The organism is Brevibacterium mcbrellneri ATCC 49030 (genome assembly GCF_000178455.1).
GTDB classification, from domain to species: Bacteria; Actinomycetota; Actinomycetes; order Actinomycetales; family Brevibacteriaceae; genus Brevibacterium; species Brevibacterium mcbrellneri.
Genome location: NZ_ADNU01000023.1, coordinates 90724 through 108763, shown reverse-complemented (window position 1 = coordinate 108763; position 18040 = coordinate 90724). Strand labels below are relative to the sequence as shown.

The following is an 18040-nucleotide window of genomic DNA, read 5'->3' as shown; positions in this document are numbered from 1 at the left end:
GAGGGGTGAGTCGGCTACTGGCCAAAACTAAAAGGGTTTTGCCCTGGCTGTCCAGGGCCGGACTGTCCTGGACCGGAGTGACCGGGGCCAGGTTGCCCAGGGCCGTTCTGGAAGGGGTTGTTTGGAGCTTGCCCAGGGCCACCGGGTCCCGAGGTGTCAGGACCGGGAGCGCCGGGTCCGCCACCTGGGCCCGGGAAACCTGGACCTGTTGGAGGTGGACCTGACGGAGGTACACCCGGCCCTGCTGGGGGCTGAGCACCAGGTCCGGCAGGAGGTTGGCTACCGGGCCCCGCTGGCGGAGGACCAGCTGGCGGCTGGCTTTGAGGGGCAGAACCTGGCCCTGCCGACCCCGGTCCGCCGAACGGACTGGACGGAGCAGGTGAAGGTGCGTCCGCCTCGGCGAACGGGTTGGCCTGCGGTTCAGACGGCCCGCCGAACGGCGAGTCGTGCCCAGCCGGGGCCTGTGCTCCCGTGAACGGCAAACGGTCCATGAGGTCACCAGCTTCGCGAGCGATTTCGTCTTCCATCTTTTCGCGTTGCTTCTCATCAATGTTGCCGGCGAGCAAAACAACGATCTCAGCCTGGTTCTCGTTCATACCTTCGCTACGCATGACTAACCAGTGGTTGTGAACCGCCAAAGGCAGTCGTGCCGGTATGCGTGCCGGGTCGTGCTTCGACACGCTCATTGGCACTTCTGCGACCACAAAACCTGGTCCCAGCGGTGATCCGCCCATCTTGGTCTTGAGCGTTACACCTGCGGCGTCGATCTGGCGGGAACCGCCCGAACCGATCATGACCGTGTTGCGCATATCGCCCTGGTTGAACGCGAACCGTGAACCGTCACGGGTCACCCCGGTGGAGGTCTTTTCGATCTGCGCACGCACTGCGACCAGTGGCTGCGACGGGATCTTCGCTCCTCGCCATTTGACGAAGTACAGGATCAGTAGCGGGATTCCCGGGCCCAGCAACAAAGCGATGATCAGGGTGGTCACGAAGTTGAGCGTGTTGAGCGGTTTGACGGCGCTAGCGGTGAATTCAACCTTGGTTTTCACCGGTTCGCCCTGGCCGTTTTCGGGCGCCGACGCGACGACGAACGTTCCGTTTATCGCCCCGTTGCCCTGCTGGTCAGAGGCCAGCGTCAGACCCAAGTCTTCACCGGCTTTCACACAGTTGTCCTTGCTCGAGGCATCGGAGGACACCTGGACCTTGTCCAGTCCGGCAGGCGAAGCGATCACTTCTGTGGAGTCGGGTTCTACCCAGGCGCAACCTTTTCCACCCAGTTTCAAAACTGAGTTCAGGTCGATCTTGCCTTTAGCTTCACCAAAGTCCACTTTGGTGGGCACTGTGGGGTAGTCCAGAGGCGGTTGCACCGTGACAGGAAGAGCCACGGTAGCAGGACTCAGCTTGGTACCTTGGACGTCGTTGCCGTCAGAGTCTTTCGCCGAGGCCGTCGTCAGTTCCAGCGACAGGTTGAGGGTTCCGCCTCCCGTGGGTGCGCTTCCGAGGTCCCAGTTAAATGGCTTGGTGATGTCCCCGAATGTGCTGGTATCAGTCAACGTGCTCTGTTTGCCAGCAGAGTCGGTAAATGTCGCAGTGAACTTACCTGTGCTGGTGATGGAGTCTACGGGCACGTCGTTGCCTTCGCGGTCATGCAGCGCAAAGGTGACGTCATTCAGTGTTGACCCGGCACGGACATCAGCGTTGTCTTTGCCAGGCCACGCTGGGACTATACCTGGGGTGATGTGGAGGTTTGATTTGGACTTTGCCTGTGAGTCTGCGCCTTCGTCGGCGATGAATGCCAGCCGCCAGACACCTACCCATGGGCCTTTGTCACCAATTTTGCCTTTAGATGTGCCGTCGAGTCGGAAGCTCAGGCTTCTGCCGGTTTCCCATGAGTAGGTCAACGGCACGCCAGAAACTTCGGTCTTTTCGTTCTTTGCGTCCTTTTTCAGGTCGACGATCTTCCCGTCGGGTCCTTGAAGCGCGGCGCGAAGACCGTCTGCTGTGGCAGTAGCAAAACCGTCAACGTCCAGGGTGGTGTTGTCTAAGACGAACGTGTGGGCTTCGTCCTGGCAGAAGTCCTTGACACACACCCCGTGGTCGTTGGTGATAGGTTTTTGTCCCAGACCGGAAATCGAGTCGAAAGCGATGAGCAAACTGTCGATGTCTGATGCGAGGTAGAACTCGCCGGGAACAGGGTCGGTGAGGTCACCGCAGGACTTTCCACCGCTGTCTTTACCGGTTGCGATTGAACGCATGAGGTCAAATTCTTTTCCGTCTTTCGACCCCAACCCAACACCGAACATGGCAACACGCGAGCTACGTAGCTGGTCAGCTAGACCACCAGAGCGACAAATGTCCTCGCGTGCTTTTTCTTCGACCTTTTTAGCGCCGTCTTCAGTTTTCAGGCTGATGTCTGGCGCGAACGGTTTGGTTTCACCATACTTGCTGGCCATGTTGCCTTTGCGAACTTCATAGTCGAGTTCACCGTCAGAGAACCAGATGATCGCTTGGCAGCTCTTTGCGTCGCTTCCGCGTTCGTGCGCGCGGTTCGCGAGTTGCTTGCGCGCTTCGTCCATGGCTGTCCAGTAGTCGGTGTCGATTCCGTTGGTGCGGTTGGACAGATCGTTAATGGCTCCGCGGAGGCTTTCGACATCACCGTCATTCTTGACTTCTTGCCAGTCACGGACAGTGGAATACTCGTGGCCAAATCCGCTGACCGCCACGGAGAGATTGCCTGATTTGGTCAGTTTAGACATGCGTGAAACAAGGTGTAACCCCGAGGTCACGCGCGCGTTGTTGGGGTCGCTGTCGACCAGACTTCCCGATTCGTCTACCAGAATGAGAACGTCAATGTTGCCTCCTGCTGCCGCGCAGGCTGAGAACTGTTCTGGGAGTGGTTTGGCACTGCCGAGGTCACTCCCACCTGACTGCTGTGAGTCACCGCTGTCCTGTGAGGGATCCTCACTTGGCTGAGCGTGAACGGGGGTTGAAAAACCTGCCAGGCTTTGTGCGAGAAGAAAGAAGGTGGCAAAAAAGCCGATGAGAAGTTTGAAAGCGTGCACACGAACGTTTTTCACAGGCGTCCCACCCACAGTGCTGTCAGAATTGCGGTCACGATCACAGCGATCAATGTCAGAATCGCGGCCATCCAGTACAAGGTTGTGGCGGCTGAGCGTGAGGCGTACATGCCGGCGGCTCGCCTGCGCACATCGGTGGTGGTGAAGTTCCCCAACATGAGGATCGCGACTGGTCCGGCGATCAGCCATCCGATGATTCCGGTGAAGCCCCACGGCAGTATCGCGATGATAATCCCCAGGGCTGCGCATCCAAGAACGATGAAGAGAATGTGCATGGGCGGTCCGGCGACGGTGAGGTCGCTGGGCCCGGAGTCTGCTGCGAACGGTGCGTCAGGGGCCTGTTGCGCGCCTGGTTGACTGCCTAGGTTTTGGGATCCAAAAGGGCTGGAAGAGTCCGAGGTGTGAGGGGCGTGGCCCTGTTGAGGTGCATGTGGCGGTATTCCAGGTTGAGGCGCCATGCCTGGTTGCTGTGCTGGTGGCCCTCCCGGCTGGTTCACCGGTGAACTTCCGAATGGATTACCACCCGGCCCTGATCCAAACGGCACCGACACCGTGGCCCCCTTTCACATCTCACGCTCATGACTACACGTTCTCATTTTGCTTGAGCGCGAACTCTTCAACCATAGCAACGTTGAGAACTACTGAATGTCTCGACTATTACTTTGTTTCAGATCTGATACTACGACTGTTTCAGCGCCGTTCCTTGTCATTCTTACATGACAAGGAACGGCCCCTGGTTTCAGCTCGCTTCGTCAATTCCGAGTTCGTTGCCGGGAATTGAAGCGAGGAGTTTGCGCGTATACGGGTGACGCGGGTTAGTGAACACTTCTTCCGAAGTTGAGGCTTCAACCAGCTCACCATCCTTCATCACGCACACGTAGTCAGAGATGAGCCTAACCACGGCGAGGTCGTGCGAAATGAACAGGTAGGACAGCCCCAGTTCTTCTTGAAGGTTCTTCAGCAGGTTCAGGATCTGGTCTTGCACCAGTACGTCAAGAGCGCTGACAGGTTCGTCGCACACAATGAGGTCGGGGTTGAGCGCAAGTGCGCGAGCGATTGAGATACGTTGACGTTGCCCTCCGGAGAGCTCGGCCGGGTATCTGCGGTAGAAGTGTTGTGGCAGTGCTACTTGTTCCATCAGCTCAAGAACGCGTTTGCGACGCTCTGCGGCATTCCCCCGCTTGTAGGCCGCTAGAGGTTCCTCAATGATCTTGCCCACCGTAAACATGGGGTTCAACGACGAGTATGGGTCCTGAAACACCGCTTGTACACGTTGCCGGAAGTCCTTGAGGTCCTTACCTTTGAGCGCCAAAACGTCTTTTCCTTCAAAGGTAATGGAACCTTCAGTGGGCTCGATGAGCTTCAAAAGCATACGAGCGGTGGTCGTTTTCCCCGAGCCGGACTCCCCCACGATCGAGACCGCTTTTCCGCGAGGGATTTCCAGGCTCACGTTTTTTGCAGCGTAGAAATCGTCTTGCCCACGAATTGGATACACCTTCGTGAGGCCAGAAATCTCTACAAGGGGCTTTTCTTCCTCTTTCGCCTCCGCGCCGGTCTCTCCCGTTGTGTGCTCCTGGGTGAGCAGACGAGCCGCAGCAACTGACGGCGCCGCTTTGACCAGCGACTGCGTGTACGGGTGTTGCGGGTCTTCCAAAAGCTGACGAGATGAGCCGAATTCCACAACCTTCCCCCGGTGCATGACCACCAGGTTCTGGGCCCGTTCGGCCGCTAGTCCCAGGTCGTGTGTGATGAGCAGAACCGAGGTTCCTAGCTCTGCGGTCATCGAGTCAATCTGGTCAAGAATCACCTGCTGAACAGTGACGTCCAACGCCGAGGTGGGTTCGTCTGCGATGAGAAGTTTGGGCTTACATGCCAAAGCAATCGCGATGAGCGCACGCTGACGCAACCCGCCTGAAAGTTCGTGCGGGAACTGTTTAGCACGCCTTTCAGGTTCCGGAATACCGGCCTGAGCCATCACTTCCACAACCTGTTCCTGCACCGTCTGTTTGGTCGCCAGTTTGTGAGTGAGAAGGGTTTCAGAAATCTGGGTTCCGATCCGTGACACCGGGTTGAGGTTACTCATGGGGTCCTGCGGAACCAACCCAATCTGACGACCTCGGATGCTACGCATTTTTGGTTCTGCCAGCCCCACGAGTTCTTGACCGTCAAAAACAATAGAACCAGCGGTCACTTTTCCGCTGCCGGGCAGCAGACCAATGGTTGCCATTGCGGTGGTGGATTTACCTGATCCGGATTCCCCCACGATTGCCAGTGTTCCACCTGCTGGCAGTTCCATACTGGCGCCTTCCACCGCTTGCACCTTGCCGTGCATGGTGGTGAAAGAGACTTCGAGGTCTTGAATCGTAAGGAGGTTAGGTGTTTCTTTAGGAGTCTGAGTCATGGTGTCACCTTGCCCGTGATTTGGGGTCGAGAGCTTCGCGGAGCGATTCGCCCATAAGCGTGAAGCCCAAAGCCGTCAGCGCAATGCAAATGCCTGGGAGGAACGCAAGCCAGGGCGCTGTTCCAAGTTCCGACTGCGCATAGGTCAGCATTCGGCCCCACTCGGCGGTTTCTGGACGTCCACCACCAAGTCCCAAGAACGACAGTGCGGCAGCGTCAATGACGGCGGTGGCGAGAGTCAGCGTCGCCTGCACGATCACAGGGCCAAGGGAGTTAGGAAGAATGTGACTCATGGTGATGGTTCCCCGGCTAAGCCCCAGAGTCTGGGCGGCCAGCACGTAGTCTTGTCCCTTCTGCGTGAGCATGGAAGACCGCAAAAGCCGCGCAAAGATCGGAACCTGGGAAACACCGATTGCGATCATGACCGCGTACGGAGTCTGGCCCAGAATAGCTGCGATTGAGACCGCCAGCAGAAGGTTAGGAACCGACAGCAAGATGTCGACAATACGCATCACCAGGCCGTCTACCCATCCGCCAAACGTGCCGGCGAGCAGGCCAAGGAGCATACCTCCCAAGAGGCCCAATGCTGTCGATACGACACCGATGACCAAGGATGACTGCGCACCCCAAATGAGCTTGGATAGGACATCGCCACCAAAGCGGTCGAGCCCTAGTGGAAACTCTGACAGCTCACCGGGTCCAGGAATGTGGCTGGGGGTGATTTCGCGCGCCCCGGGGACCGCAGTGCCAGGATGTGGCGCCAAAACAGGAGCCAGAATACTGACCAGAACGAACAGAGCCACAATCACAAAGCCCGCAATTGCCGCAGGGTTCTTGCGTAGCCGCAAGGAAGCATCTTTCCACACCGACGTACCTTTTTGGTCCATCGTGGGTTCCGATGTTGTCTGTGTGAGTCCTGCTTGAACCTGTTCAGGGCTCGCAGCGAGATTGTCAGCGTTGTTGGCGGCTGCGCCGCCTGGTTTTGGAGGAAGATTCATTGTCATGACACACGCACCCTCGGGTCGATGAGTCCATAAGACACGTCGACGATCAAGTTGATGATCGAATAGATCAGCGCAATAAAGATGATGAAGCCTTGCAAGACTGGGAAGTCGAGGTTAAAGATCGCGCCCCACAAGAACGAGCCGATCCCGTTGAACGCAAACACTGTTTCTGTAAGAACTGCACCAGAGATCAGCAAACCAAGTTGTAGACCCATGGTAGTGATCACAGGAAGCATTGAGTTGCGGATCACGAACCGGCTACGGATAAGACGGGGTGCTAGGCCCTTTGCTTGTGCTGTGCGAACGTAGTCCGCGTTTTGCACTTCGAGAACAGCTGCGCGTGTAATACGCGCGATGATGGCCAACGGTATTGTTCCCAGTGCCACTCCCGGAAGGATGAGGTGGAGGAAGGCGTCCCAGGCGGCGTCGAATTCGCCCGTGCTGATTCCGTCCCAAATGTAGAAGTTGGTGTAGTGGGTGGCGTCGATACGTGGGTCTTGTCGACCATCGGTGGGTAGCCAACCCAGTTCAACGGCAAACACCCATTTGAGGAGGAATGCCAGGAAGAACACAGGGATAACCACGCCAAACAGCGAGAAGAGAACAGCCAGGTGGTCTTGCCACTTCCCTACGTTGCGTGCAGCCCAGTAGCCCAATGGAATACCCACGACGACCGCAAAGATGATTGCAAAAATTGACAGTTCAAGCGTTGCGGGAAAGCGAGCGGCAAACTCTTCAAGAACAGGCCTATTGGTAAGGATTGACCTTCCAAAGTCACCTGTCAGAATCTTGCTCATGTACACGAAGTATTGCTCTAATATGGGGCGGTCGAAACCGTACGCCTTATTCACAGCCGCAACGGCCTCGGGCGTGGCCTTGTCACCCAACAGTGCAGTTGCAGGGCCACCTGGTAGAGCGCGCACCCATAAGAACAGGAGAATTGAAAGCCCAAAAAGCGTAGGGATAAGCAGCAAGAGCCGCTTGCCTATAAGTCGAAGCACGGGCAGATGCCTTTCAGTTGTATTTCAGCGTCAAAATGACCGGCCAAAGGGGTGGAGCGGAGTCGCTCCACCCCTTTTGGTGAGGTATCAGACCAACCGGGCTGACACCTCGGGCGCGGTCTTACTTAGACAGCTTGATCTCGTTGAAGACTTCATCGTTGACAGGTGAGACCGGGAAGTCCTCCACGCGTTCTGAGAACGCGAGCGATGGAGCAGGGTGTGCCAAAGGCACGGCCGGTGCAAACTCAGCAACCTTCTTGTTGATGTCTTCGTACAGTGGCGTCTGCTTCTCCAACTTTGGTTCCTTACGGGCGTCCGAAAGCGCCTTGAAGAGTTCAGGGTTGTTGAAACCGAACTCTGGCTTCTCGGTCCCGAAGAACACACCTACGAAGTTGTCGGTGTCGTTGTAGTCACCGGTCCATCCCAAGAGGTGGATGCCGTGGTTTTTGCCACCCTGGATACGGTCAAGGTAGTCAGGAGACCACTTTTCCGGAACAGCCTTGGTCTTAATGCCAACCTGTTCAAGCTGACCAGAAATGTTGGAGAACACCTGTTCAGGAGTAGGCATGTACGGACGTGAAACGCCAGTCGGGTAGTTGAAGTCGATAGTGAAACCGTCTTCGTAGCCGGCTTCTTTCAGAAGCTGTTTAGCCTTTTCCTGGTTGTATTCGTACTTTTCGACGTCTTCGGTGTAACCGTTCACACTGTCAGGGATGAACGTGACAGCGGGCTTGGTTCCTTCAGGAAGGGTCTGCTTGATGAGGGCGTCCTTGTCGATCGCGTAGCTGATCGCCTGGCGCACCTTGACGTCCTGGAGTTCCTTGACTTCTTGGTTGAAGCCCAAGTACAGGATGGTGAATGGGTCGCGGTTCATCACGTTGAAGCCTGCGTCAGACAGTGGCTTGACGTCACCAGGTGCAACCAGGTCGTAACCGTCAATTTCGCCTGCTTCCAAGGACTGCTTACGGGCAACCGGGTCGTCGATGACACGGAACGTGATCTGGTTGATCTGTCCCTTTTCGCCCCAGTAGTCTTCGTTGAGTTTCAGCTTGATGTCCTGACCAGGGTTCCACGCTTCGAACTTGAACGGGCCGGTGCCCGTTGGGTGTTCGCGAGCGTATTCGCTCATTTCTGGAGCTTCAGCACTTCCACCAATCTTGTCAGCGTTGTACTTTTCCATGGCTTCTGGCGACTGCATGGAGAATGCTGGGAGTGACAGAGCAGCAATGAATCCAGCGAATGGCTGGGCCAGGTCGACCTTTGCGGTCTTCTCGTCGGTAGCTTCGCAAGACTTGTACACAGCGTCTTCTGGCTTGTCCTTAAAGCCACGGAAGAGCTTGCCGTAGTAGTACGCAACTGCTTCAGACTGCTGGATGCCCGTGAAGTTGTACCAACGGTCAAAGTTTGCGCAGACTGCTTCAGCGTTGAAGTCGGTTCCGTCGTGGAACTTCACGCCTTCCTTCAAGTGGAAGGTGTAGGACAGGCCGTCCTCGCTGGTGTCCCATGATTCGGCCAAGAGAGGAGCTGGGTCAGCCGTTCCAGGCTTAGTACCCACCAGCCCTTCCATGATCTGGCGAGTAATGCGGAATGACTCACCGTCGCTTGCAAACGCTGGGTCAAGCGTTTTGGGGTCAGATGACGCAGCAAAAATAAAGTGGCCGTCGACGTCTCCCCCGCCACCTTCGCCACGTTGCGACTTGGCGCATCCAGTTACGGCTAAAGCCATTGAGGCGACAACGGCAACAGCGCCGAACGCCTTCTTTTTCCATGCAGACCGCATGCTTCCTCCAGTGTGTTATGGATCACGTAATGCTTCACTATAGCGTCACCTGTGAGTCTCCTCACAACTTTGAGGCGGCGACACGAAAGGCGCGTTCAAATTGTTATCTTTGCCACTTTTCGTCACATGAGGCCTGGTGAGAGTGGTTGTGCGGGGTGCTGGAGGCGGAGGCGGGGTGGTACAAGTTTTGCGGCACTTCGGTCGAGTGTTGGGAGCGTTGGGGCGAGACGCTCACTTAGCGCCGTTTCGTCTGGCCGTTGCCCGCAAGCGTTGAATACGGTAGAATTACACCACCAAGACCGGTTCCGCTGCTCTTCGTGGCAGTCCAGGGCCGGTCCTCATTTTTCTTCGCACTTCTGAAGGGAAATCAGATGTCGCAGGCGTCGAAAATCTTCAAGTCACATGGACAACAGATCGATATCCTGCGCTCGCGTGGTATGAAGTTTGAGGATGAGGTCGAGGCCCGTCGAACACTCGAACACGTGAGCTACTACCGACTCTCAGGGTACTGGTACCCATACCGTGAAATGTCTCCAAACCGCAGGCAGCGACTCGATACGTTCGTCAATGGCACTTCCTTTGAAGAAGTATTTGCGCTGTATGAATTTGATGAACGACTTCGGGCAGGTGTGTTCACCTGCCTAATTCCCATCGAGCTGGCACTCCGTTCAGCTTTGGGACACGAACTCGGGCGCATCGATCCTCTGATTCATTTGAAACCCGACCTACTTGGCCCGGTTGCCAGAAATAAAAAGCCGTCCGCTAAACCGTCTCGAACCTACACGGAGTGGAGGGGCATCTTTGACAAGGAGTTGTCGCGGTCGCGCGAAGACTTCGTTGCTCATCACAAGAAGAAGTATTCAGGGCAACTGCCCATTTGGGCGGCTGTTGAGATCATCGACTGGGGCGCGCTGTCATATCTCTACCAACTCGCGCCAATAGACGCACGAGACACCATTGCATCCCAGATCAGACTATCTGCATCACAGTTTGGTTCGTGGCTTAGAACATTGAATATTGTTCGAAACTACTCAGCACATCACAACCGCATGTTCAATCGGGTCTATACGTTGAAGCCGAAGCTGCCCGCCAAGCACGACGTTCCTGAACTCGCCCCAGTGGCAAACGCAATCAACAGATCCTTCGGTCAGCTCACGCTCATTCAATACCTCTTGGCCGAACTCGGCATTGGCGACAGAACGACCCTTCCGACAGTGTTGACAACTTACCCACAAACAAAGATTCTTCCTCTTAGCCACATGGGAGTCCCCACCGATTGGGCCACATTGCCCTTGTGGAAATACTGAGGAACCGCCTTACCTCTACAATCCCGCCCGACAGGCGTACATGCCACCATCGCAGCTCGGATTAACTCGCATGGTCTAAGTTTCACTACATGCCCGACCTAACCGAAGGCTGGTACGTTTCTATTCGGTACCGCCACAAGCGTCCACCGGAGGGCACAGTCTATGAGAATGGATACAACCGAGTTACTCGTTGCTCTGGGGTTGTTCCTTTTCATGATCCTCTATTGGATTTATTACATCTTGGGCGTGCGGAGGACTCCCGAATCGGAGGCCTGGTACGACACCGGCGATGCGCAAGGCGCAGACAGTGATGGCGCACTCTATATTTCCCCTACGGCTCGCTGATCATGGGCGCAGCAGGCGCCGCAGGACTAGTCGAGGCCTTTCGCCTTTCCGAGCCTATCCAAACGGTATTCCAGGTGCCTATCGTTATTGCATTCCTCGTTGGAGTCATCGGCTTCACCGGCGCTCTCGGGATTCCACTGCCGTGGCCCTTTGTTCCGCGTTGGGTTGTCAAAATCCGCAAAACCAAACGTGCCCGGGCACGTCAACGCAGAGTAGAAAAGAGAGCGAATAAGAAAAAGTCTAGAGGCACCGAGTGACCGATATTGTTCACACCGTAGACCCTACGCTCTTGAGCCCCTCCCCCGACCACTCAAACAGAAACCGTTTACTCTACACTTCTCGATCAGGATTGTAGAGTAAACACCCTTTTTGTTCGTTTTGTTCACGTTTTCGCGCGAAAATCGCCCTGTTACTCTACAACCCTCGAGAAAAATGGACTTGGGATGTAGAGAAAACCACATGACACACCCACCCACAAAAAGGGAACGATGACCCGACACACCAACACCCATTAACACAATAAATCTCGGGACATCGAGTGAACGATGTCCCGAGACTTCACATGGGTTGTCACCACGTAGGTATTGATACGAGTGTTCTATGTGGGTGCATTTTCAGCAAGGGCGGGTGCAAAACCGGAGCGGGTAGGTGCAAAATCCGGATCTCATGCACCCACCTCAATAGTTCTTAGTGCCACAGCAAAGGCAGCCGATCGATGAGCCTCGAGGAGTCACCCAATAAGACCTTTTGCCGCTTCACATTGCCGCCGGTGGCACGGGTCTCAAGGTGAACATAGACGACCCTCTTCTTGTCAGCTTCTGAGAGCTTGTCAATATTGAGTGTCCAATCGACATGCCTGGAAGGCTCGATACGCACCCGCCGGATCGGCCCCTCGAACCGGAGATGTGGATCCACTACCACGCGCTTCCCAATACGATTAGTGTCGATGACGGGCGGAGAAACCTCACAAGCAATTCGGCCTATGTTCTCGACTCTCACAATCATCAAGTGCGCCGGTTCGCTCAGGCTCGTACTTCTCTCCCGACAGATACGCATCACTGGATACGGACCACTCAGGCGATGAATACTCAGCGTTAATTTTCGATTCTGTGCAGCAACCCGATAAGTGATAATCGCCGTGATCAGGCTTCCAATGGCAGCGACCGCACCCCACTGCCCGGAAGAAAATCCCCATATGATCTCATTCACATTCAAAGTTTCCCACAAGCCAGAGAAGTCTCTCACCTTCGACACAGTTGGCGCACACGCAAGAGCGATTTCCTCTACACTTCTCGATCAGGATTGTAGAGTAAACACCCTTTTTGTTCGTTTTGTTCACGTTTTCGCGCGAAAATCGCCCTGTTACTCTACAACCCTCGAGAAAAAGAGCTTAGAGTGTAGAGAAAACCACATGACTCAACGCCCCAATATAAAAAGTCTCGGGACATCGAGTGAACGATGTCCCGAGACTTCGCTTTTGTGGAGATGGCGGGAATTGAACCCGCGTCCGTCGGCAAATTGTCGATTCTTCTCCGGGCGCAGTACGTGTAAATGTGTCTTAGGTCCTGGGGAGCGCACGAACACACTATCCCAACGAACGGAGTTGAGTAAAAGTCCCACTCACACCCCCAACATGTGTGAGCAGCAGTGGCTTTCTAAACGACGCCAGGATCTAGAGGGAAAGCACCTCTAGGCTGACGGAGTCGCAGCTCGCGGATTAAGGCCTAAATTAGGCGGCGAGAGCGAACTCGGTGCGGTTGTTAGATTTAGCACCTATTTTTTTACAGACAGCATCACGAGTTGAGTCTGCATTCTCGGCCCGCTTCTCCCGACGCAATGTCCAACGTCGAAACCGATCATCCCCATATGCAATTGCCAAACACCCCGCACAAAGCGGGACTTTCTATTCTAACAAAAACGCAAGAAAAACACAGCCTGCGGGAGCCATAGGGATCCACCTGCGTGACCTCAAGTTTTTCCGTGCGTTATACACAACACCTGCGCTTCGCGCAATATTCCACAGCCCTATCCACACTGTGGATAAACTTTCCACACCTTGTCGCACAAATAGCGTTGTCGCAGGTCAGAGCCTATGGATAATTCAGTAGATCATACATTCCACATTGTGAAAGAGTGCGTCATTCCGGGATATCCCCAGCTTTTCCACACGTGTGAATAATCACAGAAACGACCTTTATCCACAGGAGGTTTCGGACACGGTTACATATTCCGGCGGAGGGACATCGCACGCTGCGCCTCACGCTGATCCTGCTTCTCGCGCAGAGTCTGTCGCTTATCCCAGTCCTTCTTACCTCGGGCCACAGCGATCTCCACCTTCACCCGCGAACCATCAAAGTACAGCTCCAGCGGAATCAGAGTCCTACCAGACTCTTTCAGCTTGTGCGAAATCTTCAGAATCTCAGCCTTGTGCAGAAGCAGCTTCCGCTTCCTACGCGCAGAGTGGTTCGTCCACGACCCCTGCAAATACTCAGGGATATAAACGTTCTCTAGCCACGCTTCACCCTGGAAAATCAACGCGAACCCGTCCGTAAGCGAAGCACGTCCCTCACGCAACGACTTCACCTCAGTACCCGTGAGAACAAGACCAGCCTCATATGTGTCTTCAATGTGGTAGTCGTGACGCGCTTTGCGGTTCTTCGCAATCGTCTTCTTACCAGTGTCTTTTGCCACGTGCCAGCCCTCCTCTCACATTCCTTGCAGGCACAAGATGAATATCTTACCAGCGCCCGCGCAAGATGAGACTCACGGCTGGTTGGCTGCCGCCTCGGCCGCCTTCTCTTCTTCCTTACGCCAGCGGATCCCCGCCTCTAAGAAGTCGTCAATATCCCCGTCAAACACCGCCTGCGGATTATTCACTTCATAACCCGTACGCAAGTCCTTCACCATCTGATACGGGTGCGTGACATACGACCGCATCTGGTCACCCCAACTGGCCTTAATGTCACCAGCCAGGTCCTTCTTCTGCGCCTCTTCCTCTTCCCGCTTCAGCTGCAACAGGCGCGACTGCAAAACACGCATCGCAGCGGCACGGTTCTGAATCTGGGACTTCTCGTTCTGCATCGACACAACCACACCCGTAGGGACGTGCGTAATACGCACCGCCGAGTCCGTGGTGTTCACCGACTGACCACCAGGTCCCGAAGAACGGAACACATCAATGCGGAGGTCGTTTTCGTCGATGTCGATGTGGTCGGTCTGCTCAATCAGAGGAACCACTTCAACAGCGGCAAAGGAGGTCTGGCGGCGGCCCTGGTTATCGAAAGGCGAAATGCGCACAAGCCGGTGCGTACCCGCTTCTACCGAGAGCGTTCCATACGCGTACGGCGCGTTTACCTGGACGGTCGCTGACTTCACGCCCGCACCTTCCGCATACGACGTGTCCAGCTCTTCAACCTTGTAGCCACGGTTCTCAGCCCAACGGATATACATGCGAGTGAGCATCTGTGCCCAGTCAGTCGCGTCGTCGCCACCAGCACCAGCACGAACCGTAATCACAGCTGAACGCTCATCAAATTCGCCAGACAGTAGAGTCGAGATCTCCAGCGCAGCCAATTCAGACTTAAGCTTTTCAACCTCTGCGGCCGCTTCATTCAAAGCGTCCTCATCGCCTTCGTCTTCACCCATCGAGACCAAAAGCTCAACGTCTTCAATGCGCTGGTCAAACTTTTGGAGCTTTTCCAACGTGCCCTGCTTGTGGCTGAGCTTGGAGGTGATGGCCTGCGCAACATCGGGGTCGTCCCACAGGTCAGGAGCGGCGGCGGCCTCGGTGAGCTCCGCTACTTCAGACTTCAGCTGTTCAACGTCAGACACTTCACGAATTGAGGAAAACGTTTGCTGCAGTGAAGCGATCTCGCTTGGAAAGTCAATGGCCATAATGCTTCTACTCTACTTCACCCAACCCCACGCAGTTCCACTCGCTAAGGTGCCACCCCGTAACTCAACCTCGGGCCACAACTACACGGCACAACCTCGAAAAGTTATCCACAGATTTTGTTAAGGGTATTCCCATTCAGCATTCAGCGGGCTAAATTGTTGAGCACCCGCAAATCCGGTTGGAGACATCATGGACGCTGTCGACATCATCACCTCGGAAGTGCGTGACCGAATTCGCGCAACTGGAATAGACCCCCGAATAGATACCGCCGCTTCACGCGACGTCATCAAAGATGTCATCGCTGACTACGACGAGCGCACTCTCAAGGGAAACCTCCCCGTACTGTCCAACCCAGAAGAGGCGTTCCAAAGCATTCTCGACGACGTCGCGGGCTTCGGCACCTTACAGAAGTACCTCGACGACCCGGACATTGAAGAAATCTGGATCAACGGACCACAAGGTGTTTTCATCAGTCGGCGCGGAGTTTCCGAACTCACCACCACCATCCTGACCGAAACAGACATCTACGACTTGATCGAACGGATGCTTCGCACAACCGGCAGACGCGTAGACCTGTCCAGCCCTTTCGTCGACGCCAGCCTTCCTGACGGTTCGCGCCTGCACGTAGTGCTCCCCGACATCACCCGCAAGTACCCCAGCGTCAACATCCGCAAGTTCATTTCGCGCACGCGCTCCCTGCGAGACCTGGTGGAAAACGGAACGATTACCCCACCAGCAGCCGAGTTTCTTGACGCAGCAGTGATCGCAGGAGCCAACATCATCGTCTCTGGAGCGACCCAAGCGGGTAAGACCACCATGCTCAACGCTTTAGCAGGCTCGATCCCAGCCCGCGAGCGCGTCATCACGTGCGAAGAAGTGTTTGAACTGTCCCTGCCCACACGTGACTGGGTCGCGCTCCAATGCCGTCAACCGTCGCTTGAAGGTGCCGGTGAAGTCACATTGCGCAAGCTCGTAAAAGAAGCGCTGCGTATGCGCCCGTCACGGATCATCGTGGGCGAGGTCCGCGAAGCCGAAAGCTTTGACCTCCTCGTCGCCGCCAACAGTGGCCTCCCCACACTGGGCACCCTGCACGCGAACTCCGCACGTGCAGCGGTCACCAAAATGTGCACCCTCCCGCTTTTAGCCGGCCCCAACATCGGCTCAGCGTTCGTGACCCCCACGGTCGCAACGTGCATCGACTTAATTGTGCACGTCAAACTCGACCCATCCGGCACCCGCCGGGTCGACGAAATCGCTGCCATCCCCGGCGGAATGGAAAACAACACAGTTGAACTTGAAACCGTTTTCCACGCTACAGAGCGCGGAGCTTTAGTCCGCGGCACTGGGTTTACCCACCTCGGCGAGCGCTTTGCCCGCGTGGGCAAAGATATCCACCACATTTTGGAGGCGGCATGACCACGTCGTTGGCTGGTGCGCTGTGTGGCCTCACTCTTGGGGCGGGGCTGTTTTGCGTGTGGTGGTCCATGTGGGAAGCGCCGGCCCAGAAGAAGTCCCCACCCGCTTTTATTCTGCGCACGCGCGATGAGCTCAGGGCTGCGGGGCTTCACCGGGTGAGCCCGGCACAGCTTTTCACGGTGTGCTTAGTGTGCGGGTTGATGGTTGCTTCGGTGACGTACGTGTTTTCGCCCGCGTTACCCATTGCCGTGTGTTTTGGGTTGTTCGCAACGGTCGCGCCGTACCAGATCGTGAAGATCCGGGCCCGCAAGACCTCGGTCTCCCGCCGCACGTTGTGGCCGGAAGCCATCGACCATTTGAGTTCCGGGGTGCGCGCGGGGCTTTCCCTGCCCGAGGCGGTATGCGGCTTGAGTGCCCGCGGTCCAGTTGCGTTGCGGCCCTTGTTCGAGGTCTTTGCCCGTGAGTACCGTGCTACCGGTTCGTTTAGTCTGGCCCTCAATCGGTTTAAAGAGTCGGCGGCTGATCCGGTTGCTGACCGCATGGTGGCAGCTTTGCACATCACCCGCGAAGTGGGTGGGACGGATTTGGGTGCGATGCTCAAAACGCTGAGCCAGTTTCTGCGGGAGGATGCTCGTACCCGTGCTGAGTTAACAGCCCGCCAGTCGTGGACTGTGACAGGAGCCAAGCTGGGTGTGGCTGCCCCGTGGGTGGTGTTGGGGCTCCTTGCCACCCGCCCGGAAACCGCGGATGCGTATAACACTGCCCAAGGCACTGTTTTGTTGGTTGTGGGTTTGGTCATTTCGCTGTGTGCCTACAGTGTCATGAAGCGGATCGGGCGATTGCCTGAAGAGGCGCGGGTTTTACGATGATGTCGATCGATCACCCGCTTGTTATTGGCGCGCTTGGGCTTTCTGTTGGTTTGTCGCTGACGTTCTTTGTACTGTCCTTGCCTGTGATGCGGCGTCCGCGGTTAGAGGATCGCATCGGCCCGTATTTGCGGACTACTCAAGTGGCTGAAGAGAAGTACCACCTCACCGCCCCGACTGAGACTGGGTTTGGTGGTCTTGCCCGTCATTTCGCTCACCGAGCTCTTCACTGGCTGAACTCGCGCATGACGACCGATGTGTCAGTGACTCTGCGACTCTCAAAACTGGGCCCGTCACACACGGTCGACAGTTTCCGTGCCCGTCAGGTGTTGCTCATTATCGCCGGCCTTGTGGTGGGTGCGCTCATGTGCACGGTGATCATTGTGGCGCGCGGTTTCAACCCTGTGGTGTGTGTTGTTCTGATTGTTCTTGGTGGCGTAGGTGGCCATTTTCTTAACGATTGGCTCCTCACCCAGGCGGTCAAGAAGCGTGAAGAGCGCATACTGGCCGAATTCCCCACCATTGCTGAACTCTTAGCACTGTCCATTACTGCTGGTGAGGGAACCGTCGACGCTCTTAACCGCGTGTGTCACACCGCAACAGGCGAGCTCAGTGACGAACTGCGGATCGCATTAGCTCAGGCGCGCACTGGCACATCACTGGTAGATGCGCTGGACGCAATGGCTCGTCGCACCAATATCCAGAGCCTCATTCAGTTCGTTGACGGGCTTGCAATTGCACTGTCCCGTGGCACGCCGCTTTCTGAGGTGTTGCGTGCTCAGGCCGCCGATGTTCGAGAGGAGGGTCGTCGCAAACTCATGGAACTTTCGGGCAAGAAGGAAGTAGGGATGCTTGTCCCTGTTGTGCTTTTCGTTCTTCCCATTACCGTCCTGTTCGCTGTTTATCCGTCGTTGGCAGTTCTCAAAGTAGGTCTTTAGCTCAAGGA

13 protein-coding genes and 1 other RNA gene are annotated in these 18040 nt (G+C 55.9%); 4 read left to right on the top strand and 10 right to left on the bottom strand.

Annotated features, from left to right (window positions below):
- Nucleotides 1–14 precede the first annotated feature (14 nt).
- From HMPREF0183_RS04520 to HMPREF0183_RS04495, 6 genes are all read right to left on the bottom strand, one after another.
- Nucleotides 15–3065 carry a vWA domain-containing protein gene (locus HMPREF0183_RS04520; protein WP_169309662.1) on the bottom strand — a complete coding sequence of 1017 codons (3051 nt, stop codon included), beginning with the start codon at nt 3063–3065 and terminating at the stop codon, nt 15–17.
- A gap of 11 nt (nt 3066–3076) precedes the next feature.
- The gene (locus tag HMPREF0183_RS12940; RefSeq protein WP_040348026.1) at nt 3077–3538 is read right to left on the bottom strand and encodes a hypothetical protein; all 462 of its coding nucleotides are present in this window, start codon (nt 3536–3538) and stop codon (nt 3077–3079) included.
- A gap of 281 nt (nt 3539–3819) precedes the next feature.
- On the bottom strand, nt 3820–5481 hold the full coding sequence (locus HMPREF0183_RS04510) for an ABC transporter ATP-binding protein (RefSeq protein ID WP_005883236.1): 1662 nt from the start codon (nt 5479–5481) through the stop codon (nt 3820–3822).
- 4 nt (nt 5482–5485) lie between these two features.
- Nucleotides 5486–6484, bottom strand: a complete 999-nt coding sequence (locus tag HMPREF0183_RS04505) for an ABC transporter permease (RefSeq protein WP_005883235.1) — start codon at nt 6482–6484, stop codon at nt 5486–5488.
- Nucleotides 6481–7485 carry an ABC transporter permease gene (locus HMPREF0183_RS04500; protein ID WP_005883234.1) on the bottom strand — a complete coding sequence of 335 codons (1005 nt, stop codon included), beginning with the start codon at nt 7483–7485 and terminating at the stop codon, nt 6481–6483. Before HMPREF0183_RS04500 ends, HMPREF0183_RS04505 begins: the two co-directional genes overlap by 4 nt.
- A 121-nt stretch (nt 7486–7606) precedes the next feature.
- Nucleotides 7607–9265 (bottom strand): ABC transporter substrate-binding protein, encoded by a 1659-nt coding sequence (locus HMPREF0183_RS04495; RefSeq protein ID WP_005883233.1) that lies wholly within the window; start codon nt 9263–9265, stop codon nt 7607–7609.
- 371 nt (nt 9266–9636) lie between these two features.
- On the opposite strand from HMPREF0183_RS04495, the gene HMPREF0183_RS04490 reads away from it, so the two are divergent.
- Complete coding sequence (locus tag HMPREF0183_RS04490) at nt 9637–10572, top strand: Abi family protein (protein ID WP_040348024.1); 936 nt, start codon at nt 9637–9639, stop codon at nt 10570–10572.
- A 1032-nt stretch (nt 10573–11604) separates the two neighbouring features.
- Here HMPREF0183_RS04490 and HMPREF0183_RS04480 read toward each other — a convergent pair.
- The 4 genes from HMPREF0183_RS04480 to prfB form a co-directional block, all read right to left on the bottom strand.
- Nucleotides 11605–12126, bottom strand: coding sequence for a hypothetical protein (locus HMPREF0183_RS04480; RefSeq protein WP_156798133.1), 522 nt, complete (start codon nt 12124–12126; stop codon nt 11605–11607).
- A 268-nt stretch (nt 12127–12394) separates the two neighbouring features.
- Nucleotides 12395–12781: a transfer-messenger RNA gene (gene ssrA, locus HMPREF0183_RS12465) on the bottom strand.
- A gap of 356 nt (nt 12782–13137) precedes the next feature.
- The gene (smpB, locus tag HMPREF0183_RS04475; RefSeq protein ID WP_005883228.1) at nt 13138–13608 is read right to left on the bottom strand and encodes an SsrA-binding protein SmpB; all 471 of its coding nucleotides are present in this window, start codon (nt 13606–13608) and stop codon (nt 13138–13140) included.
- Nucleotides 13609–13680: 72 nt separating this feature from the next.
- Entirely contained in the window at nt 13681–14811 is a 1131-nt protein-coding gene (prfB, locus tag HMPREF0183_RS04470; protein ID WP_005883227.1) for a peptide chain release factor 2, read from the bottom strand.
- A 190-nt stretch (nt 14812–15001) separates the two neighbouring features.
- On the opposite strand from prfB, the gene HMPREF0183_RS04465 reads away from it, so the two are divergent.
- Genes HMPREF0183_RS04465 through HMPREF0183_RS04455 form a run of 3 tightly spaced genes read left to right on the top strand, consistent with a single transcriptional unit; the run spans nt 15002 to nt 18032 of the window.
- Nucleotides 15002–16228 (top strand): TadA family conjugal transfer-associated ATPase, encoded by a 1227-nt coding sequence (locus tag HMPREF0183_RS04465; RefSeq protein ID WP_005883226.1) that lies wholly within the window; start codon nt 15002–15004, stop codon nt 16226–16228.
- Complete coding sequence (locus tag HMPREF0183_RS04460; RefSeq protein ID WP_005883225.1) at nt 16225–17097, top strand: type II secretion system F family protein; 873 nt, start codon at nt 16225–16227, stop codon at nt 17095–17097. Before HMPREF0183_RS04465 ends, HMPREF0183_RS04460 begins: the two co-directional genes overlap by 4 nt.
- Nucleotides 17094–18032 (top strand): type II secretion system F family protein, encoded by a 939-nt coding sequence (locus tag HMPREF0183_RS04455; protein WP_005883224.1) that lies wholly within the window; start codon nt 17094–17096, stop codon nt 18030–18032. Before HMPREF0183_RS04460 ends, HMPREF0183_RS04455 begins: the two co-directional genes overlap by 4 nt.
- Nucleotides 18033–18040 lie beyond the last annotated feature (8 nt).

Excerpts from the sequence above, each read along its gene's own strand:
- HMPREF0183_RS04455 (WP_005883224.1), top strand. The coding sequence starts at position 17,094 with ATGATGTCGATCGATCACCCGCTTGTTATTGGCGCGCTTGGGCTTTCT.
- HMPREF0183_RS04490 (WP_040348024.1), top strand. The coding sequence starts at position 9,637 with ATGTCGCAGGCGTCGAAAATCTTCAAGTCACATGGACAACAGATCGAT.
- prfB (WP_005883227.1), bottom strand. The coding sequence starts at position 14,811 with ATGGCCATTGACTTTCCAAGCGAGATCGCTTCACTGCAGCAAACGTTT.
- HMPREF0183_RS04465 (WP_005883226.1), top strand. The coding sequence starts at position 15,002 with ATGGACGCTGTCGACATCATCACCTCGGAAGTGCGTGACCGAATTCGC.
- HMPREF0183_RS12940 (WP_040348026.1), bottom strand. The coding sequence starts at position 3,538 with ATGGCGCCTCAACCTGGAATACCGCCACATGCACCTCAACAGGGCCAC.
- HMPREF0183_RS04495 (WP_005883233.1), bottom strand. The coding sequence starts at position 9,265 with ATGCGGTCTGCATGGAAAAAGAAGGCGTTCGGCGCTGTTGCCGTTGTC.
- HMPREF0183_RS04460 (WP_005883225.1), top strand. The coding sequence starts at position 16,225 with ATGACCACGTCGTTGGCTGGTGCGCTGTGTGGCCTCACTCTTGGGGCG.
- HMPREF0183_RS04505 (WP_005883235.1), bottom strand. The coding sequence starts at position 6,484 with ATGACAATGAATCTTCCTCCAAAACCAGGCGGCGCAGCCGCCAACAAC.
- HMPREF0183_RS04510 (WP_005883236.1), bottom strand. The coding sequence starts at position 5,481 with ATGACTCAGACTCCTAAAGAAACACCTAACCTCCTTACGATTCAAGAC.